The 25,308-nt window shown below is 53.2% G+C and carries 25 protein-coding genes and 1 tRNA gene; 10 read left to right on the top strand and 16 right to left on the bottom strand.

All coding sequences use genetic code 11. The features are described from left to right. The first annotated feature begins 50 nt into the window (after window positions 1-50). The gene (locus EL098_RS07705; protein WP_126355700.1) at window positions 51-1,292 is read left to right on the top strand and encodes a mechanosensitive ion channel family protein; all 1,242 of its coding nucleotides are present in this window, start codon (window positions 51-53) and stop codon (window positions 1,290-1,292) included. A gap of 8 nt (window positions 1,293-1,300) precedes the next feature. On the opposite strand, the gene EL098_RS07700 is transcribed toward EL098_RS07705, so the two are convergent. Continuing rightward, the gene (locus EL098_RS07700) at window positions 1,301-2,743 is read right to left on the bottom strand and encodes an EmmdR/YeeO family multidrug/toxin efflux MATE transporter (protein WP_126355699.1); all 1,443 of its coding nucleotides are present in this window, start codon (window positions 2,741-2,743) and stop codon (window positions 1,301-1,303) included. A 197-nt stretch (window positions 2,744-2,940) separates the two neighbouring features. Here EL098_RS07700 and EL098_RS07695 point away from each other — a divergent pair. Next, window positions 2,941-3,016: transfer RNA gene (locus EL098_RS07695), tRNA-Asn, on the top strand. A 63-nt stretch (window positions 3,017-3,079) separates the two neighbouring features. Here the strand turns inward: EL098_RS07695 and EL098_RS07690 are convergent. Further along, window positions 3,080-3,328, bottom strand: a complete 249-nt coding sequence (locus tag EL098_RS07690) for a helix-turn-helix domain-containing protein (RefSeq protein WP_126355698.1) — start codon at window positions 3,326-3,328, stop codon at window positions 3,080-3,082. A gap of 102 nt (window positions 3,329-3,430) precedes the next feature. Here EL098_RS07690 and EL098_RS07685 point away from each other — a divergent pair, with 102 nt between their 5' ends. Continuing rightward, window positions 3,431-3,676, top strand: coding sequence for a helix-turn-helix domain-containing protein (locus EL098_RS07685; protein ID WP_126358380.1), 246 nt, complete (start codon window positions 3,431-3,433; stop codon window positions 3,674-3,676). 295 nt (window positions 3,677-3,971) lie between these two features. Here EL098_RS07685 and EL098_RS07680 read toward each other — a convergent pair whose 3' ends face one another. From EL098_RS07680 to EL098_RS07670, 3 genes are all read right to left on the bottom strand, one after another. Then, window positions 3,972-5,762: an ATP-dependent nuclease gene (locus EL098_RS07680; protein WP_126355697.1), complete on the bottom strand. Its 1,791-nt coding sequence runs from the start codon at window positions 5,760-5,762 to the stop codon at window positions 3,972-3,974. A gap of 198 nt (window positions 5,763-5,960) precedes the next feature. Then, complete coding sequence (locus EL098_RS07675) at window positions 5,961-7,088, bottom strand: DNA alkylation repair protein (RefSeq protein WP_126355696.1); 1,128 nt, start codon at window positions 7,086-7,088, stop codon at window positions 5,961-5,963. An 83-nt stretch (window positions 7,089-7,171) separates the two neighbouring features. Continuing rightward, a complete protein-coding gene (locus EL098_RS07670; protein WP_126355695.1) occupies window positions 7,172-7,840 on the bottom strand; it encodes a Crp/Fnr family transcriptional regulator in 669 nt (222 codons plus the stop codon). A 296-nt stretch (window positions 7,841-8,136) separates the two neighbouring features. Here EL098_RS07670 and deoD point away from each other — a divergent pair, with 296 nt between their 5' ends. Together deoD and EL098_RS07660 are read left to right on the top strand one after the other, a co-directional pair. Continuing rightward, the gene (gene deoD / locus EL098_RS07665; protein ID WP_126355694.1) at window positions 8,137-8,847 is read left to right on the top strand and encodes a purine-nucleoside phosphorylase; all 711 of its coding nucleotides are present in this window, start codon (window positions 8,137-8,139) and stop codon (window positions 8,845-8,847) included. Window positions 8,848-8,869: 22 nt separating this feature from the next. Next, complete coding sequence (locus EL098_RS07660) at window positions 8,870-10,396, top strand: purine-cytosine permease family protein (protein WP_126355693.1); 1,527 nt, start codon at window positions 8,870-8,872, stop codon at window positions 10,394-10,396. A gap of 16 nt (window positions 10,397-10,412) precedes the next feature. Here EL098_RS07660 and EL098_RS07655 read toward each other — a convergent pair whose 3' ends face one another. Next, window positions 10,413-11,312: a LysR family transcriptional regulator gene (locus EL098_RS07655; protein ID WP_126355692.1), complete on the bottom strand. Its 900-nt coding sequence runs from the start codon at window positions 11,310-11,312 to the stop codon at window positions 10,413-10,415. A gap of 110 nt (window positions 11,313-11,422) precedes the next feature. Between EL098_RS07655 and EL098_RS07650 the strand changes: the two genes are divergently transcribed. Both EL098_RS07650 and EL098_RS07645 read left to right on the top strand, forming a co-directional pair. Next, window positions 11,423-12,799: an MFS transporter gene (locus EL098_RS07650; RefSeq protein ID WP_126355691.1), complete on the top strand. Its 1,377-nt coding sequence runs from the start codon at window positions 11,423-11,425 to the stop codon at window positions 12,797-12,799. A gap of 3 nt (window positions 12,800-12,802) precedes the next feature. Continuing rightward, complete coding sequence (locus EL098_RS07645) at window positions 12,803-13,177, top strand: DUF4440 domain-containing protein (protein WP_126355690.1); 375 nt, start codon at window positions 12,803-12,805, stop codon at window positions 13,175-13,177. Window positions 13,178-13,210: 33 nt separating this feature from the next. Here EL098_RS07645 and EL098_RS07640 read toward each other — a convergent pair whose 3' ends face one another. The 3 genes from EL098_RS07640 to fusA form a co-directional block, all read right to left on the bottom strand. Next, window positions 13,211-13,513 (bottom strand): helix-turn-helix domain-containing protein, encoded by a 303-nt coding sequence (locus EL098_RS07640; RefSeq protein ID WP_126355689.1) that lies wholly within the window; start codon window positions 13,511-13,513, stop codon window positions 13,211-13,213. Next, a complete protein-coding gene (locus EL098_RS07635) occupies window positions 13,498-13,872 on the bottom strand; it encodes a type II toxin-antitoxin system RelE/ParE family toxin (RefSeq protein WP_126355688.1) in 375 nt (124 codons plus the stop codon). Before EL098_RS07635 ends, EL098_RS07640 begins: the two co-directional genes overlap by 16 nt. 213 nt (window positions 13,873-14,085) lie before the next feature. Continuing rightward, window positions 14,086-16,188 (bottom strand): elongation factor G, encoded by a 2,103-nt coding sequence (gene fusA, locus EL098_RS07630; protein WP_126355687.1) that lies wholly within the window; start codon window positions 16,186-16,188, stop codon window positions 14,086-14,088. Window positions 16,189-16,380: 192 nt separating this feature from the next. Between fusA and EL098_RS07625 the strand changes: the two genes are divergently transcribed. After that, complete coding sequence (locus EL098_RS07625) at window positions 16,381-16,689, top strand: ArsR/SmtB family transcription factor (protein WP_126355686.1); 309 nt, start codon at window positions 16,381-16,383, stop codon at window positions 16,687-16,689. Window positions 16,690-16,730: 41 nt separating this feature from the next. On the opposite strand, the gene EL098_RS07620 is transcribed toward EL098_RS07625, so the two are convergent. The 5 genes from EL098_RS07620 to dacD form a co-directional block, all read right to left on the bottom strand. Further along, a complete protein-coding gene (locus EL098_RS07620) occupies window positions 16,731-17,066 on the bottom strand; it encodes a DUF496 family protein (protein WP_008455006.1) in 336 nt (111 codons plus the stop codon). A gap of 173 nt (window positions 17,067-17,239) precedes the next feature. Continuing rightward, window positions 17,240-18,298, bottom strand: a complete 1,059-nt coding sequence (locus EL098_RS07615) for an FUSC family protein (RefSeq protein WP_126355685.1) — start codon at window positions 18,296-18,298, stop codon at window positions 17,240-17,242. Between the two features lie 155 nt (window positions 18,299-18,453). Then, window positions 18,454-18,888, bottom strand: coding sequence for a VOC family protein (locus EL098_RS07610; protein WP_126355684.1), 435 nt, complete (start codon window positions 18,886-18,888; stop codon window positions 18,454-18,456). Window positions 18,889-18,900: 12 nt separating this feature from the next. Then, on the bottom strand, window positions 18,901-19,365 hold the full coding sequence (sbmC, locus tag EL098_RS07605) for a DNA gyrase inhibitor SbmC (protein ID WP_126355683.1): 465 nt from the start codon (window positions 19,363-19,365) through the stop codon (window positions 18,901-18,903). A gap of 152 nt (window positions 19,366-19,517) precedes the next feature. Further along, the gene (gene dacD / locus EL098_RS07600; protein ID WP_126355682.1) at window positions 19,518-20,684 is read right to left on the bottom strand and encodes a serine-type D-Ala-D-Ala carboxypeptidase DacD; all 1,167 of its coding nucleotides are present in this window, start codon (window positions 20,682-20,684) and stop codon (window positions 19,518-19,520) included. 253 nt (window positions 20,685-20,937) lie between these two features. Between dacD and EL098_RS07595 the strand changes: the two genes are divergently transcribed. Next, the gene (locus tag EL098_RS07595; RefSeq protein ID WP_126355681.1) at window positions 20,938-22,089 is read left to right on the top strand and encodes an acyltransferase family protein; all 1,152 of its coding nucleotides are present in this window, start codon (window positions 20,938-20,940) and stop codon (window positions 22,087-22,089) included. 64 nt (window positions 22,090-22,153) lie between these two features. Next, window positions 22,154-23,593 carry an exodeoxyribonuclease I gene (sbcB, locus tag EL098_RS07590; protein WP_197718562.1) on the top strand — a complete coding sequence of 480 codons (1,440 nt, stop codon included), beginning with the start codon at window positions 22,154-22,156 and terminating at the stop codon, window positions 23,591-23,593. 60 nt (window positions 23,594-23,653) lie between these two features. Here the strand turns inward: sbcB and EL098_RS07585 are convergent, their stop codons facing one another. Further along, the gene (locus EL098_RS07585; protein ID WP_126355679.1) at window positions 23,654-25,018 is read right to left on the bottom strand and encodes an APC family permease; all 1,365 of its coding nucleotides are present in this window, start codon (window positions 25,016-25,018) and stop codon (window positions 23,654-23,656) included. Beyond that, window positions 25,008-25,070 carry a membrane protein YoeI gene (yoeI, locus tag EL098_RS23780; protein WP_126358379.1) on the bottom strand — a complete coding sequence of 21 codons (63 nt, stop codon included), beginning with the start codon at window positions 25,068-25,070 and terminating at the stop codon, window positions 25,008-25,010. The genes EL098_RS07585 and yoeI overlap by 11 nt, the downstream gene beginning before the upstream one ends. Window positions 25,071-25,308: the final 238 nt, after the last annotated feature.

Here is a 25,308-nt window from a genome sequence, read left to right as displayed (position 1 = left end):
ACGGCGGGCTTCGCAAGGCATGATGTTCCCTTGTTTTTAAAGGAGACGTTATGCAGGAATTGATATCCGCACTCGAGCAATACGGGATTGAACCCAATCACACCACTTCCCTGATCGTCATTTTCGGCATCATTTTTCTTACCGCGCTGGTCGTCCATTTTATTCTTCACGGCATAGTGCTACGGGCTTTTGAGAAGCGCGCGAAGTCCAGCTCCAGCCTCTCGCTGCAGATTATCACCCAGAACAAGCTGTTCCAGCGGCTGGCCTTTCTGCTGCAGGGCATCATCGTTAACGTTCAGGCGGTACTGTGGCTGCAAAAAGGCAGCGACGCGGCGGTCATTCTCACCACCTGCGCCCAGCTATGGGTCATGCTCTACGCGCTGATGTCCTTCTTCTCATTGCTGGACGTGATTTTCGGGCTGTCGGGGAGATTCTCTTTCGCCTCCCAGCTGCCGCTGAAAGGTATTTTCCAGGGCGTGAAGCTGCTGGCCGCCATTGTCGTCGGCATCATGATGGTTTCGCTGCTTATCGGTAAATCTCCGGCGATCCTGATAAGCGGCCTGGGTGCGATGGCCGCCGTGTTGATGTTGGTGTTCAAAGATCCGATTCTCGGCCTGGTTGCCGGGATCCAGCTCTCTGCCAACAGCATGCTGAAGATGGGCGACTGGCTGGAAATGCCGAAGTATGGCGCAGACGGCGCGGTTATCGACATCGGCCTGACAACGGTGAAAGTCCGTAACTGGGACAACACCATTACCACCATTCCAACCTATGCCCTGGTGTCTGACGCCTTTAAAAACTGGAGCGGCATGTCGGCCTCCGGCGGTCGCCGCATCAAGCGCAGCGTGAACATCGACACCACCAGCATTCGTTTCTTATCGCAGGACGAACAGGAGAAGCTTTTCAAAGCGAAGCTGCTGCAGCCCTATATGGCGGAGCGTGGGAAAGAGATTAGCGAGTATAACCAGCAGAACGCCGACGACTCAGTGCTGAACCAGCGCCGAATGACCAACGTTGGCACCTTCCGGGCCTACCTGAATGAGTACCTCCGCAACCATCCGCGCATTCGCAAAGACATGACGCTGATGGTGCGCCAGCTTGCCCCTGAAAGCGAAGGGCTGCCGGTAGAAATTTATGCCTTCACCAACACCGTGGTGTGGGCGGAGTATGAAAGCATTCAGGCCGACATCTTCGACCATATTTTTGCCGTGGTGGACGAGTTTGGGCTGCGTATTCACCAGACGCCAACCGGCAACGATATGCGTGCCATTGCAGGGGCTTTCGAGCGTTAAACGGCGGTTTACTCGGGAGCCGTAAGCGGTTCCTTCGGCGGTCGCGGGTATTTTTTTAGCCAGCGGCCGCTGACCATTCGCCAGTAGAAGCACGCCCCGCGCACCGCCCAGTCGCCAAACATCCCAAGCCAGACGCCGACCACGCCCATCCCGAGCACAATCCCCAGCGTGTAACCGGCAACCACGCGGCAGCCCCACATCCCCGCCATCGACACCCACATCGCATAGCGGGCATCGCGTGCGCCCTTCAGCCCGGCGGGCAGTACCCAGGAGGCGGCCCAGATAGGCATAAAGGCGGCGTTCATCCACAGCAGGACTTTAACCACCTCTTTAACATCATCTTCGCTGGTATAGAACGAGGCGAACAGTCCGGCGAACGGCGCGGTTCCCCAGGCGAGAACCGTCAGGCCAAAGGTGGCGAGCCAGAACGTGTGGCGCAGCTGGCGCTCGGCCTGACCGATTTGCCCTTTCCCCAGCCGCCTGCCGACGATGATCGTTGACGCCGACCCGAGGGCGTTACCCGGCAGGTTAATCAGCGAGGCGACAGAGAAGGCAATAAAGTTCCCGGCAATCACGTTGGTGCCCATCCCGGCAACGAACATCTGCGTCAGCAGCTTGCCGCCGTTGAACAGCACCGATTCGACGCTGGCCGGAATGCCGATGCCGAGCACTTCCCACAAAATCGCCCAGTTGAGCGGCGTAAAGTAGCTTTTCAGCGAGATGCGCAGGGCCGGGTTAAAGCCAATCATCAGCACGAAGATAATGCCCGCCGCACCGATGTATCGGGAAATGGTCAGCCCCAGCCCCGCGCCGACGAAGCCCAGCCCGCCCCAGCCAAAGATGCCGTAGATAAGGATGCTGCTGATGATGATATTGAGGATGTTCATGCCGCCGTTAATCAGCAGCGGGATTTTGGTGTTCCCCGCCCCGCGCAGCGCGCCGCTGCCGATAAGCGCAATCGCCGCTGCCGGGTAGCTCCAGACGGTGGTTTGCAGGTAAGACAGCGCGAGGGCTTTGACCTGCGGCGTAGCGTTCCCGGCAATCACATCGATGATGTGCGTGCCCGCCAGGTGAATGCCTGCGGCCATAATAAACGACACGATGGTCATCAGGATCAGCGACTGCCTGGCCGCCGCCCTCGCCCGCTCCGGATCAAGCCTGCCGAAGCTGAACGCCACCACCACCGTGGTGCCGAGGTCGATAGCGGCGAAGAACGCCATAATCACCATGTTAAAGCTGTCGGCAAGCCCAACGCCCGCCATCGCCTCTTTCCCTAACCAGCTGACGAGGAAGGTACTCAGCACGCCCATCAGCAGCACGCAGGTGTTTTCGAGGAAGATAGGCACCGCCAGCGGCGTTATCTCTCGCCAGAACAGCACCCGGTAGCTCTTGCGTTTGGCGTACCACGGCGTTTTCGCCACGGTCTGGCGAAGGACTGCATGTAAGTTCAAGAAAGGACCTGCAAGGAAAGATAAAACGGCATTTCAAATAATGGGCGACAAATCGTTATCCTGCAAAGGATTTTTTTGTCTCCGATCGCCTGAAAAGGCAACAAGATGTTGATAGTTTCCGCAAACGCGCCAGAGGGTGAGATTTTGCCTTTGACAAGCCCTGGAGCCCCCGCTAATATTCGCCCCGTTCACACGATTCCTCTGTAGTTCAGTCGGTAGAACGGCGGACTGTTAATCCGTATGTCACTGGTTCGAGTCCAGTCAGAGGAGCCAAATTTGAGAAGCCCGCTCAGGGAAACCTGAGCGGGCTTTTTGCTTTTGGTGGCGTGAGCTTACTTATTCCTTGTGCTTGTTTCTCTCGACTCTTTTACATCCATTTGCTGAATAGCGTGAAGGCCAAATCTGCTCAGGCGGTATACCCAATTCTTCCGCAATTAACCTTTCACCTTTAGGCCAGGGCCTGCTTAGGGCATTTGCCAAAGTCGATGATGCCAGCCCGGATTTTCTGGATAGCGCCGCCAACGATGTTCCCTTTTTCCTCATGCCTGCGACGATGTCTGCTGGGTGCCAATCTTCATGATTCATTCTGCTACTCCTTTGCATAACTGACATCATTAATTATCCCATTTTGGGATAATTTGACAAGTGATTGATATTCGATTTTGGGATATCGATCGGAGTTTAGCTATGCCTTCAATTTATTCAGAAGAATATCAGTTAGTTATCAAATCACTGCGTGATGCGCGAGTTAAAAGAGGGATAACCCAGCAGCAATTGGCTCAGGCGATGGGTCGCCCTCAGTCATTTATAGCCAAGATAGAAAGTGGTGAAAGAAGACTGGATGTGATCGAATTTGCTCATGTGGCGCAATTGCTGGGCGTTGAGCCTGCGCCATTGTTGGAGAGTGTTATGGGGAAATTGGAGATGCTTTGAAACCTGTTTATTCTCTCGCTCTACCCAGATAATTCTGCCTACTTTATATTATCTATTTCCCTAATAAACAGAGATGATATTTTCAATAACAACTCTATATAAAAATATCTATTATAAAGTGTTTATAGATGTCTTTAATCATGTATTGAAGCAACCCCTATATTTCTCGCCATTAAAAAATAGTCAAATCGAGCATCAGGCAATCCAATAAAAAAACAAAAATTCACCATAGAATATAAAATGGTGAATTTAAAAAATCATTGAGCGATAATTAATATTGGCTAATTAATCCCCACTAAGGGAAAAGGTATGCATTTATATCCTTGATTACACCCTCTAAGTATCCTAAAAAAACCTTGGATTCATCATTACTCATTTGGGAAATTTTGTTAGCGAGTTTAATCTTTCTATCTTTAGGTATTATATACTCAACCTTTATACCATATGATTTACCTGCTAATAGACCTTCTAATGAAATAGAAGATTGAATCAACTTATTTAAATTTTCCTCATGTAAGATATCAAAAACTCTATCTCTCTTTACCAGCTTTCCATTTTTCAATTCTTCCTGCCAGATTTCTATAGGGTAATTACTTTCTAAAACCCCCGGAATATTAAACCCTTCTTTTTTAGCCTTAATAACATCTGGTGCCAATGGCAATAGAAAACATTTAACCGACCTTCCTAGATCTTGAATTCCACCGAGCTCAATCCTTACTTTCCTACCATCTTCATCAGCGTCAACTAACCCAACACATTTAAATTTATCTGGATGATGCTTGCGCATATGGAAATATGCTTTAAGCATATCACATACATAATTGGTTCCCGCACTGAAATCTTTTGTTATTATCTCAATATTATTAACATGCTCAGGAGCATAAACACTCATTGCTTTTTCAAGGATAATTTTATCACTAATACCTTCAACATAAATAACTGCTTTTTTATCACCAAGCTGGCTTACAGTCTCAATATTCTCAATACGAGACTTCACTTCATCTATATAAGGAGAAAGTAATTCCATTACTCCCATTCGATCATCCAACAATTCGAAGTCACTATCACAAGAAGTAACATCAGTACTATCTTTCTCAATAAAAACACAATTAACACTTTCATTATCTTTCGATAGATTATAAAAGGCAGGAGAATGTGTTGTAATGAATAACTGAGATATTGGTTCAGGTACGAAGCTCTTAAATTGAATAGCTAGCTTTATCGCAGTAGTTAGTTCGAGATTATTTTCTGGCTCTTCATAGCCCCAAATGAATGTATATGGTGGATTGCCTCTTGCCTGTAAGGTTTTCGTTTTTTCAGCTATGTATTTTAATATTAGAGGTATATGTCGAGCTTTAACACCATCTCCTCGCTCATTAAGAGAAATCTTCATATCATTCAAAAAATCCAAGTTCCCAAATAAACTACTCAAATCCCGCGGCAGTGATAGTGCAGATTTAAAACCAAGAGACTCGCTAATTTCCATAGTTAGTTCCTGAAGGTTCTCAGCAATGCTACTTTCAAATGCCCTGCTAGAGTCATTAAAGTTTTCGTTGAAAACCTCATTGACCACAAAATAAATTTCGCTTCTAAGATTTGATATATACTCCCTGTCTTTAATTGCTGGAACATATACATATTTAACATTATTAAGAAGCTGTCTTATATTTGATCGAGAAGGTATATCTATTCTTTCATTACTCCTGCCACCTCTAGGACCACTGACAGATTTAATTCCAACTATTTTTTCATCATAAAAACCATTTGTGCGCCATGACTTAGTCCATTCAATAACATTGCCATTTGTCGCTTGATAACTTGCTGGGATCTCAAGAAGTAATTTTATTTTTACCTCACGAGCTTTTTTTGATTCCTTACCTGCTGTGTATATATTATAATCAGTTGAAAAATCGAAATATTCTCTTGGATTCGTCTCGCCATTAAAAAATAAATTTAACGCTCTGAGAATATTTGATTTACCAGCATCATTATTGCCTACAATTATCTGTAACCTAGAACTATCGATAACAATTTTCTGTATGGAACGAAAGTTTGAAATTTCTATTTTAGCAATTTTTACAGGCATAAGCCCCTCTAAGTGAATTAAATTTATATTAACCATTAAATATAACACACTTAAAGAGAAGGGATAACTACCATTTTTCGCGGTTTCAATAAAACAATAAGTAAGTTATGAAAATAAACTTAAATTTTTCAGCCATAATATTAATAAGGAAAACCTTGATAAAGACGCCACCCGCAAACCGCCGGTGGCGAATACTTGCTATACCTCCAACTCCCACTCACCTCCCCCAAGCAACTTGCCGTTGACCTGGATCTCGATCCGCTGCACGCCGGGATAATACTGGCGGGTGGTGATTTTCTTCACCGCGTGTTTTTTCTCTATCGTTACCGAGCCTCTGGCCGGGAGTTCAAACGCGCGGAGCTTGAAGACCTTCGGGGCGGTGCTGCCGTTGGCCTTCATAAAGTGGAGAACGTAATCCACAACGATGCTTTGCGGGGCGTCGCTGGTTGAACGCAGGCTGACCTTAAACTCCAGGTTTTCGCCCAGGACAATGGCTTTTTGTTTGATGGAGAAGGCATCCAGCGCGACGTCCGCGCCGTGCTGCACGCCGATCAGCGCCAGCGCATCCGGGTGGCCATTCTTGATTAAGGTGCGAAGTGAGTGGCGGGTTATCCACGCAACTTTTTTTACATCTTCACTGCCGGACTGTTTCGCCTGCTGCTGCCAGCTTTGCAGGAGCTGAATTACGTAGTCCGGATGGTCTTTGGTGATGTCGTTGAGGTGGTTGGCGACGCTTTTTCTGACGTAAAGCTCCGGGTCGAATTTAAGAGCGTCCAGAATCGCTCTTGTTCCCGCCGGGTCTTTAATAAACAGATGCAGCTTTTCGCCCCAGGGCACTCGCGGGCGTGTGCCTTCCGAAGCCCAGCGGCGAATATCCACGCTTTCGTCCTGCGCACATTTGAGCAGAAAGCGCATTGTTTCTTCCGGATTCTGCTTGATAAAAGGCCGCACCGCCCATTCGGAGGTAAAACAAACGGTGACCACCTTCAGGGCGTCGAGGGAAAGCTCAGGGTGCCCAAGGCCATAAAACTGAATAAACTCCGCAAACGGCCAGACGGCAAAGCCGCGCAGCTTGTTCTCTTTTAACACCGAAACCACTACGCCCAATGCCGCCGGGTAGTCCTGCGGCAGCCCGGCGGCCAGCGCGTCGCGAATAACCCGGACTCTGGCTTTCATTTCCAGCTTGTCCAGGCTCTCGGCTTTCTTTAGAAATGCGTCAACGTTAAAGGCGGGGTAATGCAGCGCGATTAAGCTCGCGATATCCTGCAAAAGTGAATGATTAAAAGCATGCTTAAACGCGTTTTGGTTTTCGACGGACTCACTCACTGCACGACTCCCTTGCGGATGATTTATTGCCGGAGTCTATCACTGTTTTTTCTTTTCTTTTTTAGCAGTTTGCTACAAACCTGCTAGCCGATGCGGCCGGGATGGGTCAGCAGCAGGCGAAACTTTTCTATATCGCAAATCACGTATTCCTGCGCCACTTTTTGGATGTACTGCTCTTCTATCAGCTGGTTGATTACCCGCCGATAGGTTCTTTCGGAGCAGCCAAAGCGCTCGGCCTCGCGGGACACCTGCGAGAAGTCCACCAGCGGCCTGTTCTGCTGGTTACGCTCGTAGAGGTCGGCCACGATGTTAAACACCAGCGGCTGCAGGAAGCGTTCCATGGTTCTTGCCATTCCGCGCTGGTAGCTTGTGGAAAGCAGCTGACTGAGCCAGACGCCCACTTCGGCGTGGCCGGTCAGGATGGTGTCCATCATTGCCAGCGGAATGACTTTTACCGTCATGGTGTCGTGGGCGACAACCGAAAACTGGCTCGGCGTGTGGGTCAGGTATTCGATTTCGCCGATGATTGTATCGCTGACAAAACGCTGCCCCAGGCTGAACGCTTTCCCGTTCTCGGCGTTGTAGTGCATGGTGTACTCACCGAGCGTGATCCAGTACAGCGCTTTGATCTCTTCGCCCTGGCGCAGAATGTATTCGCCGGCGCCAATCTCTTTATTCTTGAGCGGCGCGGCGTGAACGGCATCCCGCAGGATCTGGTGCCCGCGCTGAGCGAATTGCTGGATAATATTCATGGTGTTATCGCTCTCCGGCAGGACTGCCACGCAGCAAATAAGGGGTTTACCCCGTCAAGTATTGCCTGTTTCGCCAGCGTCCGTGGTGAAAAAGGCGGCTGAGATTACCTGGCTCCCTTCAATATTGTCAATACTCCTTGTTTCGTTCAACCCGCGCCAGCCCTGGCATTGCCCTTTTTCTTCTCCAGGGAAAAATCAATTTTGTGATCGCCGTCAGCCCGGTCGGACATTTGCCTTTTTCTGCACTTCGCCAGGTTTCTATCGTAGTGGCATAAAACCAGCCAGGAGATCGTCAGATGACGCCACATATTAACGCCAACCCGGGCGACTTTGCCGAAACCGTGATCATGCCGGGCGACCCGCTGCGCGCGCAGTACATCGCGCAGACGTATTTAACCGACGCAAAGCGCGTGTGCGATACCCGCAATATGTTCGGCTTTACCGGCTACTACAAGGGCAAGCGCCTTTCCGTGATGGCGCACGGCATGGGTATTCCGTCCGTTTCGATTTATGCCCACGAGCTGATTAATGCTTTTGGCGTGAAGCAGCTTATTCGCATCGGCACCTGCGGCGCAGTGGATGAAAGCGTGGATATGCGCAATGTGATTGTCGCCACCGGCGCGGGAACCTCTTCCTCAGTGAACCGCGACCGCTTTGGCGGCTACGACTACGCGGCGGTGCCGGACTTTGACCTGCTGCGCCGCTGCTGGACCGCAGCCGAGCAACACAACATTCCGACCCAGTTCGGCAACACCTTTACCAACGACCTGCTGTACGACAAACCCGAAGGCATGCTCCCTGCCCTCAAAAAGATGAACATCCTTGCGGTGGAGATGGAAACCTCGGCGCTGTTCACCCTCGCCGCGCAGTACCGCGCCAAAGCCCTGAGCCTGCTGACGGCCTGTGTAAACAGCGTTACGGGGGAAGAGCCCACGGCAGAAGAACTACAAAACACGTTAGACAAAATGATTGAGCTCGCTTTAGAAACCGCACTTCTCTGCGATTGATTTTTCCCATAAGGGTTCTCCGATGACAAACTCTACACACCAGCCGTCCTCTGGCGGCATAAAAGTTGAATCAAACGGCGTCAACGCCGTCCCTGAGTCAGAACGCTACGGCAGGCCTTCCGGGCTGTTCCCGATCTGGTTCTCGTGGAACGTCTCCATTCTGGGGATGACCTACGGCATTTACGTCTACTCGCTGGGCCTGAGCGTCTGGCAGTCGATCACCGCCGGGATCGTCGGTTACCTGCTTTCCTGCTGCCTGGTTGGGGTACTCGCGGTCGGCGGGCCAAGAACCGGCCTGCCGACGCTGACCCAGACGCGCTTCTGCTTCGGCTATCACGGCAATAAATTCCCGACCCTGTTCGCCTATATCTCCAACATGGGCTGGAAAATCACCATCATTACCCTCGCCTCCTCTACCGGCGCGGCGCTGTTCACCAAACTCTGGCCTGCGGCCTTTGCGCTGGCAGACGGCAAACCGACGCTGGTGTGTATTCTGGGCTGGTTTATCGTCAGCCTGGCGCTGACCATGTCGGTCGCCATCTATGGCCACCAGCTGATTATGAAGGTCGAGAAATACATCGCCTGGCTGACCGGGTTTATGAGCATCATCTTTATCTTCCTGATGCTGCCGCACATTCACTGGGACAAGCTGGGCCAGAGCGCTGTGCACGGCGACCTGCTGACCTATATCGGCGGCGTAGTGATGGCGATGACGATGGTGGGCTTAGGCTTCCTGAACTACGGCGGCGACTTTGCGCGCTACCTGCCGAAGAAAACGCAGGCTTCAAAGGTTATTTTCTGGACCACCACCGGAATTTCGCTGCCGGTGAGCATTCTGCTGGTTCTGGGCGCGTTCCTCGCCGACAGCAACCCGGACCTGAGCGCCGCGGCGGCGCAGTCGCCCATCGCCTCGCTGACTAACCTGCTGCCGTTCTGGTTTTACGTGCCGTTCTCCATCGTGATTATCGTTTCACTGCTGGCCGCTGCGATTACCGGCGTTTACAGCTCCGGCCTTGCCCTGCTGGCGCTGGGCATTCCGGCCAGCCGCGCCACGACCACCACGCTGAACGCGGCTATTATCGGCTTCGGCGCGTTCTACCTGATGTTTATTTCCGACTCGTTCCTGGCGACCTTCCAGTCGTTCCTGGCCTCTATCTCGGTGGTGATTGGCTCCGCCGGGGCGATTCAGCTGATCGACTTCCTGCGCCAGAAACGCCTGGGCTGGGATGTGGCAATGGCGAATAAAGCCGGTTTTGGTGGTCGCGATGGCCGCTGGACGGCGCTGCTTGCGCTGGGCGTGGCAACGTTTGTCGGCCTGGGCACAATTACCTCCGGTGACCCGTACATCGCGCACGTTGTTGGCTTCCTGCTGACGGAAGAAACTCGCCACAGCGTCTTTGCCACGGCGAACCTGGGCGTTATTGTCTCTATGCTGACCGGCGGGGTGATTTACTCTCTGCTGACCTTCGGCCTGAAGATTGAGCTACCGGGTATTTCGTCTACACAGGCGCGTTCTGCGCCACCGGTTAAAACACAGAAAGCCGTATAAGCCTGAAGCAGACCCGCTAAGCGGGTCTGTTGCTTTCCCGGTCCTGTAAAAAATCTATCAGCGCACGGACCTTCGCCGGAACGTGCCGCGTGTTGGGGTAAACCGCATAAATCCCCTGCGAGGGAAAACGGTATTCCGGCAGTACCTGCTGAAGCTCACCGCGTTCAATAGCAATCCTCACCAGCCATTCGGGCAGTAAACCCACGCCGCAGCCCTGAACCACAAAAGCCATTAGCGCCGCCGCCGTGTCGGTCATAAAGCGGGCCGGCCCGGTTATCGTCAGCTCGCGTGTTTCATGGTCGCGCCCAATAACCTGCCATTCACGGGGCGTTGGCAGCCGACGATGAATAACCCATTCCGCTTCAGCCAGCGCTTCCAGACTGCCGATCGGGTTACGCTCCAGCCACAGCGGCGCAGCAACCGCCACAATCTCAAAGCGCTCTATCAGCGCCGCGCGGTAAGAGGAATCCACCAGCTTACCGAGGCGAATGGCCACATCAAACTGCCCGGAAATCAGGTTAACCGGCGCAGAAGAGGACTCGTGCCGGATGGTCAGCCCCGGATGCAGCCTGCCGAAAGCGCTCAGGGCGGGGATGATCTTCGCCTGGCCGTATTCCGGCGTTGTCGAAATACTCAGCTCGCCAGAAAACCCGCCGTGCTGCCCCTGAACCTCTTCGACCAGCGCCTCGCTTTCCCTTAATAGCTGTAAAGCACGCTGGTAAAACATCTCGCCCGCCTGAGTTAACGCCACGCGGCGCGTGGAGCGCACCAGCAGCGAAACGCCAAGTTCCGCCTCAAGCTGACGAACGTTAAAGCTGATAACCGCTTTTGTTTGCTGCATGGACTGTGCCGCCGCGGTAAAGCCTCCGGCATCCACCACCGCCACAAACTGCGCCACTCGCTGTAAGTTCAGCATGCTAATTCGCCTGATTATCAAATTATTTTTGACAGTGTATCAGCAGAGGTGGGATTTATCCGCCTGGCCGAACCTGCTGAAATCGCCTTTTCCTTTTAACGAGAACCGCCATGCCTTACCGCGCCAGGGTCGCCGCCGTTTATCTGCTCGGCTTTTTTCTCGACCTGATTAATATGTTTATCTCTAACGTCGCCTGGCCTGAAATGGGCAGAGAACTTAATGCCCCCATCACCGAACTGGCCTGGGTGAGCCACGGCTATCTTTGCGGGCTGACGCTGGTCATTCCCTGCAGCGCGTGGCTCACGCAGCGGCTGGGAGCAAAGCGATTATTTATGCTTTCCCTGGGGCTTTTTTCTCTAGGCACGCTGGCTTCTGGCCTCGCCCCCGGCCTTGAGGCGCTGGTTGCCGCACGCATTTTGCAGGGCGTTGGCGGCGGGTTGCTTATTCCCGTTGGTCAGGCGCTGACCTGGCAACTTTTTGCCGTGCATGAGCGGGCCAAACTTTCATCGATAATCATGCTGGTGGCGCTGCTGGCTCCGGCGCTTTCGCCGACGGCGGGCGGCCTGCTGGTAGAGTCTTTTGGCTGGCGATGGATATTTTTGTCGAGCCTGCCGCTGGCGCTGCTGACGTTAGTCCTCGCGGCTCTTTGGCTAAAACCCGCAGAGCAGCAGGCTGCCCGCAAGCCGCTGGATGTTAAAGGGCTGATACTGGGGTCTGCCGGGCTGTTCGCTATTTTGCTTGGCGTAACGCAGGCCAGCAATGCGGCAGCGCATTTATCGGCCCTGCTGCTGCTGGCCGCCGGAGCGCTTATTCTGTGGCTGTTTGTTCGCCGCAACGGCATGAATCCTCATCCGCTGTTCAGCCTGCCGCTGCTGGCCGACCCGCTGCTTCGCTACGCGATGCTGGTTTATCAATGCATTCCGGGCATTTTTATGGGCACCAGCCTGGTCAGTATCGTCTACCTGCAAACGCAGCTGGGCCTGTCTGCCACGCAAACCGGGATGCTGATGCTGCCCTGGGCGATGGCCTCTTTTGTCGCGATTTCATTTACCGGCAAGATGTTTAACCGCCTCGGCCCTCGCCCGCTGATTACTGCCGGAGGTTTACTTCAGGCCGCCGGTATTCTGCTGCTGGCGCAGGTCAGTTCGGGCGAGCAAATATCGTTGCTGGTGGCGGCTTATGTTCTGATGGGCCTGGGCGGGAGCCTTTCCAGCAGCACGGCGCAGAGCACCGCTTTTATCTCTATCCCTTCTGAGGCGATGCCGGAAGCCAGCGCGCTGTGGAACATCAACCGCCAGCTGAGCTTTTGCTTTGGCGTGGCGCTGCTGAGCCTGCTGCTGACCGTATTACAGGGGCTGATGCCCGCCCCTCACGCTTATCTTTTCACTTTTAGCCTTGCCGCCGCCGGGACGCTGGCCCCGCTGGTTTACTCTTTGCGGCTGAATAATCAGCACATTAAAAATCAACTTATCCAAAAGGAGCTCTGAGCGATGAATATCTGGTTTAAAGAGGTGATTGACGCCCACGTTGCCATTGAGCAGTGGCTTGGCGCGGGACAGGGGGAGCCTGAAGCGCTGCTGGCACGCTTTGCTAAAGATTATTCGATGATCGCGCTCAGCGGTGCGAAGCTGGATTATCCCGCGCTTTGCGGCTTTTTCAGCGCCAGCGGCGGGAGCCGGGAAGGGCTGGCCATTGAGGTCGATAACCTCACGCTGCTGGACGAGTGGCAACGCGGGGCCGCCGTACTTTATCGCGAAACGCAGACCCTGAATGGCTCCACCACCGTGCGCTGGTCTACCGTTATTTTCCGCCTCGAGGGCGAGAAAGTGTTATGGCGGCATTTGCAGGAAACCGGTCAAGTTTAAGACCGGCCGGGCGGTGAACGCCGCCCCATCCCATTACAGCGCGATATTGAAGTGTGTGCCGTCCGGTAGCTCGATATCCAGCTTAACCTTCCCGCCCGCCGCCTCGACGTAACGCTTGAGGGAAGAGAGTTTGATATCACGGCCCTTTTTTTCCATTTCAGCGACGGTGGGTTGCTTCACGCCCAGCTTCTGCGCCATCTCGTTCTGCGTTTTTCTAACTTTATCGCGGAGTTCAGCCAGATGGATATTCAGCAGCATTTCGTCGGCCATGGCCTGCGCCGCGGCCACCACTTCGGGTTTTTCTTCGGCCAGCAGCTGTTCTAGTGTTCGACCCATTCTGTTTGTTCCTTTTCCGTTAACTGTTTCAGATGAGCTGCAAACTCCTTATCAGCCCGAGGAATCATGAGGTCATAAAACCGCTTCTCGTTTCCGACCTTGTTACCTGCACACAACAGGATGGCATAACGCCTTATATCAAAAGCGAAGAATAGCCTTAATGGTTCACCTTTGCATTGAACACGCAGCTCTTTCATGTTCGCGTATTGCGACCCTCTCACGGTGTCAGCGTAAGGCCTGCTTAGCAAAGGGCCCCGGCTCTTTAGCAACACCATTGATGCTATAACACAGGCTTTGGTTGCATCATCCGATGCCGTAAACCAGGCATCAAACGTATCCGTCATTTTTATCGACCACATGCGACATCCTTTTCAATATAGGTTAAATGCTATATAGACACAAGGCTATATCGTGGATTATCTGTGCAAAAATGCAGCGAATCATGGCACTGATTCAACATGTCCGAGCAGGTTTCAACTATTTTTTGACGTATGCGGGGCGTTGCAAAGCGAATGGGAAATGACTCGCAGATGAAAAATGGGCGAGATGAGCTCGCCCATTTTGAGTACAGCTTAAGCTTTTACGCGGCTGGCAATAATATCGTCGGCCACGTTGCGCGGCGCTTCGGCGTAATGATGGAACTCCATGCTGTAGGTCGCCCTACCCTGCGACATAGATCGCAGCGTGGTAGAGTAGCCAAACATCTCAGCAAGCGGCACATCGGCACGGATGATCTGGCTGCCGAACCGCTCTTCCATACCCTGCACCATACCGCGACGGGAGGAGAGATCGCCCATGATGTTACCGGCGTACTCTTCCGGCGTTTCCACCTCGACGTGCATGATCGGCTCAAGAATGACCGGATCTGCCTTACGCACCGCATCCTTAAAGCCAAAGATCGCCGCCATCCTGAACGCCATTTCCGAAGAGTCCACGTCATGGTAAGAGCCGAAGGTCAGCGTGGCTTTGACATCCACGACAGGGTACCCGGCCAGCACGCCGGTATTCATGGCTTCGCGCAGGCCTTTTTCCACGGAAGGAATGTACTCCCGAGGGACCACGCCCCCTTTTGTCGCATCTTCAAACACAAAGCCTTTACCCGGCTCCTGCGGCTCAAGCGTCAGCACCACATGGCCGTACTGCCCTTTACCGCCGGACTGGCGCACAAATTTGCCTTCAACGTCTTTCACCGTTTTGCGGATCGTTTCGCGATAGGTAACCTGAGGCCGACCGATATTGGCTTCCACGCCAAATTCACGCTTCATACGGTCAACGATGATTTCCAGATGGAGCTCGCCCATGCCGGAGATAATCGTCTGTCCGGACTCCTCGTCCGTATGCAGCCGGAATGAAGGGTCTTCTGCCGCTAAACGCTGCAATGCGACGCCCATTTTCTCCTGATCGGCCTTGGTCTTCGGCTCGATAGCGAGTGAAATAACCGGTTCAGGAAATTCCATGCGCTCAAGCGTAATCACCGCATTCGGATCAGTTAGCGTATCGCCCGTAGTGACGTCTTTCAGCCCGACGCAGGCGGCAATATCACCCGTTCGAAGTTCTTCAACCTCATGGCGATCGTTCGCGTGCATCTGAACAATGCGACCAATACGCTCCTTCTTACCTTTCACCGGGTTGTAAACCGAATCGCCTTTACGCAGCACGCCGGAATAAACACGAATAAAGGTTAATTGACCAACATAGGGATCGGTCATCAGCTTAAAAGCCAACGCCGAGAAGGGTTCATCATCATTTGGATGACGTTCCGCGTGCTGCCCCTTTTCATCCACGCCGTCAATGGCAGGAATGTCGAGTGGAGAAGGCATCAGCTCTACCACCGCGTCCAGCATGCGCTGCACGCCTTTGTTTTTGAACGCGCTGCCGCACAGCATCGGCTGGATTTCTCCGGCGAGGGTACGAACACGCAGGCCGGTAATGATGTCCGCTTCGGTCAGCTCGCCGGTTTCCAGGTATTTGTCCATAAGCTCATCGTTGGCCTCGGCCGCCGCAGATACCATTTTTTCCCGCCATTGTTGCGCGGTTTGCAGCAGATCTTCCGGCACCGGTGCATAGCTGAACGTCATGCCCTGGGTCGCGTCATCCCATAGAATGGCGCGCATTTTTATCAGGTCCACTACGCCGGTGAAGTGTTCTTCTGCGCCGATGGGGATCACAATCGGCACCGGATTAGCCTTCAGGCGATCAATCATCATCTGTACCACGCGGAAGAAATCAGCTCCCGGGCGGTCCATTTTGTTAACGAAGGCCAGCCGCGGTACGCGGTATTTATTCGCCTGCCGCCAGACCGTTTCCGACTGCGGCTGCACGCCGCCCACGGAGTCGTAAACCATTACGGCGCCGTCCAGCACACGCATAGAACGCTCCACCTCAATGGTGAAGTCTACGTGTCCCGGTGTGTCGATGATGTTGATACGGTGCGGTTCAAAACCGCGGTCCATACCCGGCCAGAAGCAGCTCACTGCGGCGGAGGTAATGGTAATGCCGCGCTCTTGCTCCTGAGCCATCCAGTCTGTCGTTGCTGCGCCATCGTGAACTTCGCCCAGTTTGTGGCTCATGCCGGTGTAAAACAAAATACGTTCGGTCGTGGTTGTTTTACCGGCATCAATGTGGGCGGAAATACCAATGTTGCGATAGCGTTCGAGAGGGATGGGTCGGGGCATGATGTGTCCTTAGTCTTTATGACTGTTAAGCGACGACCGGGATGGCCGCCAGTTTTGTTCGCCAGGATCATAGTACAATTGTACGAGTATATTCGAACAATTTGAGCTATCGCTAATCCCGATGCAGTCGAAGGGGCATCAGTTTGCTATAGTAGCCGGCCGACGTGCCGTAACCGCCTGGACAGGAAGAGTATGATCGCCAACCACCCGGAACGAGAACAAATCCGCCTTGAAAATGTCCTTTTTGCCCTGGGTAACCCCCTGCGGCTGGAGATTGTTAAATCGCTCGCCGGTGGCGCAGAGCTTACCTGCGGAGCGCTGCGCCAGGAGGTGGCGAAGTCCACTATGACCCACCACTGGCGCGTGCTGCGCGATAGCGGCGTAATCTGGCAGCGCCCTCAGGGGCGTGAAAATCTGATTTCGTTAAGGCGGGAGGATCTGGATGCTCGTTTCCCAGGACTTCTGGAAACCTTACTGCGGGTGATGGTGAATGAGGCGTAAAAAAGCCGCCCTTACAGGCGGCTTTCTGGATTCACTGAGTATTATTCAGATTTGGTATCGGCAACTTTCTGCTCGCCCATCACCTTCAGCTTCTTAGAGATCTCACGACGCTCTTTAGACAGCTCGGCGTTTTTAATGATGTAGTCATCCACGCGGTCTTCATAGTCGGTCTTCATGCTGGCAATGATGCCCTGAACCGCTTCGATGCTCATGCCCGGCTTGATATAGTCGCTCAGGTTATCGAGCAGCAGCACGCGCTTCTGGTTGTCACGGATCTTTTTCTCTACGTCCTGGATTTCACGCTGCAGTTTGTTTTTACGACGGAACAGACGAACAAACTCCAGCACGTCCTGGAAGGTAGGTTTGATATTTTCCATTTTTACACCCCTGCTAAATTGGTACTCGGATTCGTTAAGACAACCGCCATAACCTTAGTAGTAGCGGTTGACGATGACAATTTTTTGTCAGTCTCACTTACGGGCTTGCCCTATCTTAACCTCAATTTCTGCTGAATCGAAACAAGCATTGTCATTTCTGCGCTTTGCGCGCGCTATTTGCGCAGCGCCCGGCAAATAAGGTGTGACAACAGCTCAAGCTGGCGAGCCAGTTCGAGGCTGAGCCAGACATAACCATGGATCGGCGTCTCCTGCAGCGGGCTCTCTTTGCCCTCCTCCATCAGCTGACGCAGCTCAAAAACGATCTCATTCAGCTTCTCGTTGTTGGCAGAAATAGGCGAAGGATTTCCTTCATGCAGCGCCTTTGCAATGGCCGCCAGCGTCCGCTGCGCCATTTGCTGGGTATCGCGTAGCGTGTGGGCATTAATCATTACAAAATGGCTGGCTCGGGTTGCCCAGTAGGCGTTTATCTGCAGCTCAAGCGTGCACACCATATTACGGTTAATGGTCTGAATCGCCTCAAAGACCGACTTCTGAATGCGGGTCTCTTTGCTGGCCGGGCCAATTAAAGCTCGCATTTTCACCACGTCGTTGAGGATCTTCTGCAGCGGTTTTTCCAGCCTCGGGCGCTCAACCAGGTTTGGCGAGAAACCCGCCGTGTAGATTTTACCGAATGCCTGAACAAAGGTCGCCATCTGGATTCGCCAGTGAATAAACGCCCGTTGCGGGTAAATGCTGGTGAAAAGCATAGCCAGCAGAGACCCAAAAATGACGTCGCCGCTTCGCCATAGCGCAATCTCCATATCCCCCGGCGGCGCGCCCACCACCACCGAAAGCGTGATACCGATAAGAAGCGCCTGGTACGGGCGCTTGCCGAGTGCCAGATAGCCGCAAAGGAACATCGTCAGCCCGCACCAGATAATCATCAGCGGCAGAGAGAATAACTCAAGCTTGAGGGCTATAAGCCCTACGGCAGCCCCAAAAATGGTGCCGCCAATACGCTGGAAAGCACGAGGCACGACATTGCCCCAAAACGAGATAGGCCCCATCACCACCACCAGCGTGATCAGCGGCCAGGTCCCCTCCGGGATCTGCAGCAGGCGAACCAGAACAAACGTCAGCACAAAAGCAAGGGCGATGCGTATACCGTGGGCAACGCGATAGTTGCGGTAAATACGGATCTCAAACGGGGTCAGTGATTTGTCGGGGCGCACACCCGGCTCTCCGGAAACAAAAAATAAAGTGTACCTGTTTTTCCGGGAAGGAGATCACAAAGCCTCGGAACACGGGCTTTTTGCGCGGGATATTTCACGTTTCTTTGCTAAAGGTCAGAAACAGGGTGGCTAAACGCCACCCTGAGTTACCGATGCTAGCGCAGCCAGGGCGTTACGGTGACGCCGACCAGCAGGCCTTCAGGGCTCAACAAGCGCGATACCGTTTGCCCCCAGGGCTCCATACGGTTATCAACCAGCATCCTGTAGCCTGCCTGCTTCAGCACTGCCGTCGCCTGCCCGACGTCTTCAACTTCAAACTCCACCCAGCTTTGTGGCACGACAATGCTCTCCGGCCAGCTGTCAACGCCGAAACAGGAGTGCGCCGCCTGTGCGAGCGGCCAGAGTGCAAAGTGCTTCACGCCGTCCAGCTCATCCAGCTCCGTTGCCAGGTAGGCCTCGTTGCCTTCCATTGCCTTCAGCGGCAGGCCAAGCACCCGCTGATAGAAGTTGCTGCTTGCCGCCACGTCACGCGTAACCGGGCCATACCCGGCGACAAACAACACCTTTAAGCCTGCGATAGCTTCCGTCATGGTTGGCTCCTGTCAGACTTTAGCGACCGGGACATACATCTCTATTTCCCATACGCCGGAGGTTGAGCCGTCGTTGAGATAGATTTCGTAGCAGGGTTTTCCTGTCAAGCGATACCCGCCGTCAGCTTCGACCTGGTCGAAGAAAGTCTCCCAGGCTTCATGGAAAGCGTCGTTTTCTACTTTGGCATGGCCGATGGCATAGGTGTCCGCCTCGATAGCCGTGACGATAACGCCTTCGCTGTTCTCCGGCACGATGAAGTCATCAGCGACGCCCAGCACCGTATCAACGCGAAGCTTGTTCGCCGGGACGACGTCAGGATCGTCGTAGTAAACAGCCAGCCAGTCTCCGTGCAGGCCGTGGTTTTTTGTCCACATCGCCAGCTGATCAAACCCCTGCGGCACCGTAGTTTCCCAGGGCCCAACAAGATGAAAACCGGCCACTTTGCGCGCCGGAACCTGCTGAACTTTGAATGTCATACTGCCTCCACGCTGATGAATAAATATACTGTATTTTTATACACTATATTTTTCATACTACCTGCACAAGCTGCCAGATTTGGGAGCTGCCTCGCAGGAAATAGAGACAAAAAAACCGCACTCGTCGCGCGGTTCGTTAACAGTATAAAAGGTTAAAGCTTGCGGCTGATAAAGTCACCCAGGCGCGAAAACAGCCCGCCTTTCTCCACCGGAGTCAGGTTCACCAGCGGCCAGTGGGAGATAAGCTTGTCGCCATCAAACAGCTGGATTTCGCCCACCGGGGTATTTGCAGCCAGCGGCGCCTCCATATCCTGCTTGCTCAGCACATATTTAGCCTTAATGTTCGGGACTTCTGATTTAGGCAACGCGAGGAAAACGTCCTGATCCGGGCCAACGCTAATCTCTGGCTTATCGCCATACCAGATGTGCTCGTTGCCGATGGCTTTGCCTTTTTGCAAGACCTGCACGGTGTCGAAGTTATCCTGCCCCCAGTGCAGCAGCTTGCGGGCCTGTTCTTCGCGCCCTTTTGGACTAAGACCGCCCATAATCACCGCAATCAGGCGACGCTGGCCGAGTACGCTGGAGGCAATAATGTTGAAGCCCGCCGTCTCAGTATGCCCCGTTTTCAGACCGTCGACGTTCAGGGACTTATCCCACAGCAGGCCGTTACGGTTCTGCTGGGTAATACCGTTCCAGGTAAGGCTACGTTCGCTGTACATATGGTAGAACTGCGGCTCGCCGTGAATGATAGCGCGAGAGAGGACGGCAAGGTCATAGGCTGAACTGTGCTGCCCTGGCGCATCAAGGCCGTGCACGGTTTCAAAATGGGTATCATGCAGGCCAAGCTGTTCGACGTAGTGGTTCATCATGCCGACAAATTGCTTTTGCCCACCGGCGACGTAATCTGCCAGCGCAACGCAGGCGTCGTTACCGGAATCAATAATCAATCCCCGGCTTAAGTCACGCACGGTAACCCTGTCGCCCGGTTTGATAAACATCAGGGACGAACCATCAAAGACCGGGTTGCCTTTTGCCCATGCGTCTTTACCTACCGTGACCACATCGTCCGGGGTGATACGTTTGCTGTCGATAGCACGGTCTACCACATAGCCGGTCATCAGCTTCGTCAGGCTCGCCGGGTTACGCTGAACGTGCTCATTCCCTGCGGTCAGCACCTGCCCGGTGGTGTAATCCATCAGCACCCATGAGCCGGCTTCTACCTGCGGCGGCTGTGGCTGATGGAGGAAAGTATCATCAGCGAAAGCAGAGTTGACGGACAGGGACAAAAAGCTCAGGGCGGCAAGCAGACGGGTTTTCAACGGAAGATCCTCAAAGACTGAATTTACAGCGGCTCGTTTTACGGGAGTTCTTGTTAATTTGCTTCTTTAAATTGCAAGAAAATATGACATTTCATATTTGGTAATAATAATGAATGATATTTGTACGGAATATATTCCTGCCGCGCATTGCTCTACGTTTATTCTGATATTCCCCAATTGCACGACTTTCTGATTGTGGCGACTTTGATTCATTTTTATTCTGGCCGAAGAAAATACAGATAAAGGTCAACTTATTGTGGAAAGTAAACGCTGGTCTCCTGAGCTGGAAGGACTTCGAGGCCTTGCATCGCTTTGGGTCTTGCTCGGCCACATTTGCCTGTTGGTTCAATGCCGCATTCCCGTACTCTACGACCCGGGTATGGGGGTCGATTTATTTATTTTGCTGTCAGGGTATTTGATGGCCAAGAATTACCAGGAGCGGCGTGAAAAAGAGCCCTGGAATAAGCCTTCTACCTTCCGTGTTTTCTGGCTGCGCCGTTTCTTTCGCATCGCCCCACTCTATTATTTATTGTTGATAATCGCCCTGCTGTTTGGCAGCTGGTTTGGCGAAATGCGCGATATTATCGCCAGCGCATGGCCGACAACCGCCACGGCAAGTAGCCGCTACGCCGACCATTCCGTAATCAATATTATCAGCCATCTGTCGTTTGTTTTCGGCCTGCTGCCGGCGTACTCCTTCCGCACGGTCTTGCCCGACTGGAGCATCGGGTTGGAGATGCAGTACTACTTGCTATTCCCGTTTATGATGCTGCTGGTAATGCGCTACGGATTTGCGGTCAGCGCCACATTGTTGATGGTCGTTTGCCTGGCGGCTCGCTGGCTCTTTCCCGACTACTTCAACGCTTTCCCGATGCCGTCGATGATCCTGATAAAGCTGCCGCTGTTTATCGCCGGAATGCTGATATCTCACGCGGTGATACAGCGCAACATACGCTATTGTGCGCTGGCGCTGCTCGCCCCGGTCATCGCCTGGCAAATGCACATTGCGGAAACCCACCTGCGGCTGGCGGCCGAATGCGTGATGATTGTTGGGATGGCAATGCTGCTCTGGCAGTATCAGGGCGAAAGCCGCCTGAGCAAGACGACAGATGCCCCGCGTAGGCTATTTACCTGCCGGTTCAGCCAGTTTTTAGGGGACGTTTCTTACTCCGTTTACCTGCTGCATCTGATGATTGTCATTCCCGTCATCGGCCTGCTTGTGCGTTACACTGCTTTTGCCCACCAGCCTTCTCTTCTTCGCTTCCTGATAGTGGCTGCGATAACGTTACCCGCCGTGTGGCTGATTGCCGTTGTGCTCTACCATAAGGTGGAAAAACGCGGTATCGCTCTGGGTAAGCGCTTGATCGGCAGCGCCGAGCTGAGGCCCGGGCGGGCAGCATCTTAAACGCGCTTTTCCTTCTGATGAGCCAGCAGATGGTTTACCATTGAGTCAGATTACAACTAGCTCAATGGTATCCTCTGTGTCCGACTCCGCTCCGCAAGCTACATTTCTGTTTCACGATTACGAGACCTTCGGCAAAAGCCCTTCACTGGACAGACCGGCCCAGTTTGCCGCCATTCGCACCGACAGCGAATTTAACGTTATTGGCGATCCTGAAGTGTTTTACTGCAAGCCCGCAGACGACTACCTGCCTCAGCCAGAGGCCGTAATGATTACCGGGATAACGCCTCAGGTGGCGCTGGCTCGCGGCGAAAACGAAGCGGCTTTTGCTAAACGTATCCACGATATTTTCACCGTGCCGAAGACCTGCGTAGTGGGCTACAACAACGTGCGCTTCGACGACGAAGTGACGCGCAATATCTTTTACCGCAACTTCTACGATCCCTATGCCTGGAGCTGGCAGCACGATAACTCGCGCTGGGACCTGCTGGACGTGATGCGCGCCTGTTATGCCCTGCGCCCGGAAGGCATTGTCTGGCCGGAAAACGAGGACGAGCTACCGAGCTTCCGTCTTGAGCACCTGACCAAAGCTAACGGCATTGAGCACGCCAACGCACACGATGCTATGTCAGATGTCTACGCAACCATCGCCATGGCTCAGTTGGTGAAAACTCGTCAGCCACGCCTGTTTGACTATCTCTACAGCCATCGCTCGAAGCAGAAACTGCAGACGCTGATAGATATCCCGCAAATGAAGCCGCTGGTTCACGTTTCCGGCATGTTCGGTGCCCAGCGCGGCAATACCAGCTGGATAGCGCCGCTGGCCTGGCATCCGGATAACCGCAATGCCGTGATTATGGTGGATCTGGCCGGGGATATCTCTCCGCTGCTTGAGCTGGACGCCAATACCCTGCGTGACCGCCTCTATACGCCAAAAACCGAGCTTGGGGATAACGCTGCAGTGCCCATCAAGCTGGTCCACCTCAATAAGTGCCCGGTGCTGGCCGTCGCTAACACGTTGCGCCCGGAAGATGCGGAACGTTTAGGCATCAACCGCCAGCGGTGCCTCGATAACCTGAAAGTGCTGCGAGAACACCCGGAAGTCCGTGAGAAAGTGGTCGCCCTGTTTGCCGAAGCAGAACCTTTTGTTCCTTCAGATAACGTCGATGCCCAGCTATATAACGGCTTCTTCAGCGACGCGGACCGTGCGGCGATGCGTATTGTTCTGCAAACTGACCCACAGAATCTGCCGGCGCTGGATATCACCTTCGCCGACAAGCGCATTGAGAAACTGCTGTTTAACTACCGTGCGCGTAACTGGCCAGGCACCTTAAGCGAAGAAGAACAGAACCGCTGGCTGCAGCATCGCCGGGATGTGCTTTCTCAGGAAACCCTGCAGGCATATGCCCATGAGCTGGAAGCGCTGTATAACCAGCATGAAGGGGATAAAGAGAAGATGGCGCTGCTGAAAGCGCTGTTTGAATATGCGCAGTACCTGGTTGGTTAAACTTATCTTCAGGCAAAAAAAAGCTCCCGACAAAGGGAGCTTTTTTATCACCAAAGACGATTAAGCCGCGTCTTCGTTGTACTGTGGCACCGGGTTACGGAAGCTGCGAGTCACGCAGGCCAGGTAAACCAGGCCAATGCCGCCCCAGATCAGGCCAAGCACCATCGAGCTCTCTTCCAGGTTGATCCACAGCGCACCCACCGTCAGAGCACCACATACCGGCAGTACCAGGTAGTTAAAGTGGTCTTTCAGCGTTTTGTTGCGCTTTTCGCGGATCCAGAACTGTGAGATCACTGACAGGTTCACGAAGGTGAACGCCACCAGCGCACCAAAGTTAATCAGCGCCGTTGCGGTAACCAGGTCGAAACGGATAGCCAGCAGCGCAATGGCACCAACCAGCAGAACGTTCCACGCCGGGGTACGCCATTTCGGATGAATGTAACCGAAGAAGCGAGTCGGGAACACGCCGTCACGCCCCATCACATACATCAGACGAGAAACGCCAGCGTGCGCGGCCATACCGGAAGCCAGAACGGTCACGCTGGAGAAGATCAGCACGCCCCACTGGAAGGTTTTACCTGCTACATAGAGCATGATTTCCGGCTGCGATGCGTCTGGATCCTTAAAGCGAGAGATATCCGGGAAGTAGAGTTGCAGGAAGTAAGACGCAACAATAAATACCATCCCGCCAATCAGCGCAGTCAGGAAGATAGCCTTTGGAATCACGCGCTCTGCATCTTTCGTCTCTTCAGACAGAGAAGAGATGCCGTCAAAGCCCAGGAACGAGAAGCACAGAATGGTCGCCCCGGTAATCATCGGCACCACGTGCGCATCACCTGACCAGAACGGGCGAGAACTCGTTAGCGTTGCTGCACCTTCACCGTGATAAACCCCATAAATAATCATGCCGACGATGACGGAGACAATCCCCATCTGCAGCACCACAATCAGGGTGTTGAAATTAGCCACGGTCTTAATGCTGCGCAGGTTAGAAATGGTCATAAAGGCCACCAGCGCAACAACGAATATCCACGACGGCACGCTCGGCACCAGCGCTTCAAAGTAAATTTTTGCCAGCAGAATGTTGATCATCGGCATGAACAGATAGTCCAGCAGCGATGACCAGCCAACCATAAACCCAACGGTCGGGTTGATTGATTTCTGGGCGTAGGTATAGGCGGAACCCGCAGACGGGAAACGACGCACCAGCTTGCCATAGCTCAGCGCGGTGAACAGAATCGCCACCAGAGCAAAGGCATAAGCCGTCGGCACATGGCCATCGGTCATCCCGGAAACAATACCGAAAGTATCAAACAAGGTCATCGGCTGCATGTAGGCAAGGCCCATCATAACTACCGGAACCAGCGTCAGGGTCTTACGCAGACCTGGGCGGGTGTTTGCACCTGCGGTGACGTTAAGCGACATGGTCATTTCCCCCAATGGTGAAAGCCTGCGCAAAAGCAAAAATCTGCCCCATCTTAATTTCCTCGGCGACACGACTGTCGTTTTTTAAAAGCTAGTATCTATCCGGTACGAAGCCCGGCCTCTTGGTTTTTTTGGCAAATGCCGTTTGTCTGACTTAATTGATTGCAAAAAAATAACCGACGTCTCTTAAACGTCGGTTAGTTTTCTCTTTTGCAGGCCGCATATTTTGCACCATTCAGAGGCACAATGACAAGATGTTAAAAGCCATCTTTGACAATTTCTTTTTCTGC

The sequence above is a fragment of the Cedecea lapagei genome, assembly GCF_900635955.1.
In the GTDB taxonomy this organism is placed as follows: Bacteria; Pseudomonadota; Gammaproteobacteria; order Enterobacterales; family Enterobacteriaceae; genus Cedecea; species Cedecea lapagei.
This window is presented reverse-complemented; position numbering and strand designations above follow the sequence as displayed.

What these genes read in the sequence shown, in the direction of transcription:
- EL098_RS07705 (WP_126355700.1), top strand. Translation starts at nt 51, where the DNA reads ATGCAGGAATTGATATCCGCACTCGAGCAATACGGGATTGAACCCAAT.
- EL098_RS07690 (WP_126355698.1), bottom strand. Translation starts at nt 3,328, where the DNA reads ATGAATCATGAAGATTGGCACCCAGCAGACATCGTCGCAGGCATGAGG.
- EL098_RS07685 (WP_126358380.1), top strand. Translation starts at nt 3,431, where the DNA reads ATGCCTTCAATTTATTCAGAAGAATATCAGTTAGTTATCAAATCACTG.
- EL098_RS07680 (WP_126355697.1), bottom strand. Translation starts at nt 5,762, where the DNA reads ATGCCTGTAAAAATTGCTAAAATAGAAATTTCAAACTTTCGTTCCATA.
- EL098_RS07670 (WP_126355695.1), bottom strand. Translation starts at nt 7,840, where the DNA reads ATGAATATTATCCAGCAATTCGCTCAGCGCGGGCACCAGATCCTGCGG.
- deoD (WP_126355694.1), top strand. Translation starts at nt 8,137, where the DNA reads ATGACGCCACATATTAACGCCAACCCGGGCGACTTTGCCGAAACCGTG.
- EL098_RS07660 (WP_126355693.1), top strand. Translation starts at nt 8,870, where the DNA reads ATGACAAACTCTACACACCAGCCGTCCTCTGGCGGCATAAAAGTTGAA.
- EL098_RS07655 (WP_126355692.1), bottom strand. Translation starts at nt 11,312, where the DNA reads ATGCTGAACTTACAGCGAGTGGCGCAGTTTGTGGCGGTGGTGGATGCC.
- EL098_RS07650 (WP_126355691.1), top strand. Translation starts at nt 11,423, where the DNA reads ATGCCTTACCGCGCCAGGGTCGCCGCCGTTTATCTGCTCGGCTTTTTT.
- EL098_RS07645 (WP_126355690.1), top strand. Translation starts at nt 12,803, where the DNA reads ATGAATATCTGGTTTAAAGAGGTGATTGACGCCCACGTTGCCATTGAG.
- EL098_RS07640 (WP_126355689.1), bottom strand. Translation starts at nt 13,513, where the DNA reads ATGGGTCGAACACTAGAACAGCTGCTGGCCGAAGAAAAACCCGAAGTG.
- EL098_RS07635 (WP_126355688.1), bottom strand. Translation starts at nt 13,872, where the DNA reads ATGTGGTCGATAAAAATGACGGATACGTTTGATGCCTGGTTTACGGCA.
- fusA (WP_126355687.1), bottom strand. Translation starts at nt 16,188, where the DNA reads ATGCCCCGACCCATCCCTCTCGAACGCTATCGCAACATTGGTATTTCC.
- EL098_RS07625 (WP_126355686.1), top strand. Translation starts at nt 16,381, where the DNA reads ATGATCGCCAACCACCCGGAACGAGAACAAATCCGCCTTGAAAATGTC.
- EL098_RS07620 (WP_008455006.1), bottom strand. Translation starts at nt 17,066, where the DNA reads ATGGAAAATATCAAACCTACCTTCCAGGACGTGCTGGAGTTTGTTCGT.
- EL098_RS07610 (WP_126355684.1), bottom strand. Translation starts at nt 18,888, where the DNA reads ATGACGGAAGCTATCGCAGGCTTAAAGGTGTTGTTTGTCGCCGGGTAT.
- sbmC (WP_126355683.1), bottom strand. Translation starts at nt 19,365, where the DNA reads ATGACATTCAAAGTTCAGCAGGTTCCGGCGCGCAAAGTGGCCGGTTTT.
- sbcB (WP_197718562.1), top strand. Translation starts at nt 22,154, where the DNA reads ATGGTATCCTCTGTGTCCGACTCCGCTCCGCAAGCTACATTTCTGTTT.
- EL098_RS07585 (WP_126355679.1), bottom strand. Translation starts at nt 25,018, where the DNA reads ATGTCGCTTAACGTCACCGCAGGTGCAAACACCCGCCCAGGTCTGCGT.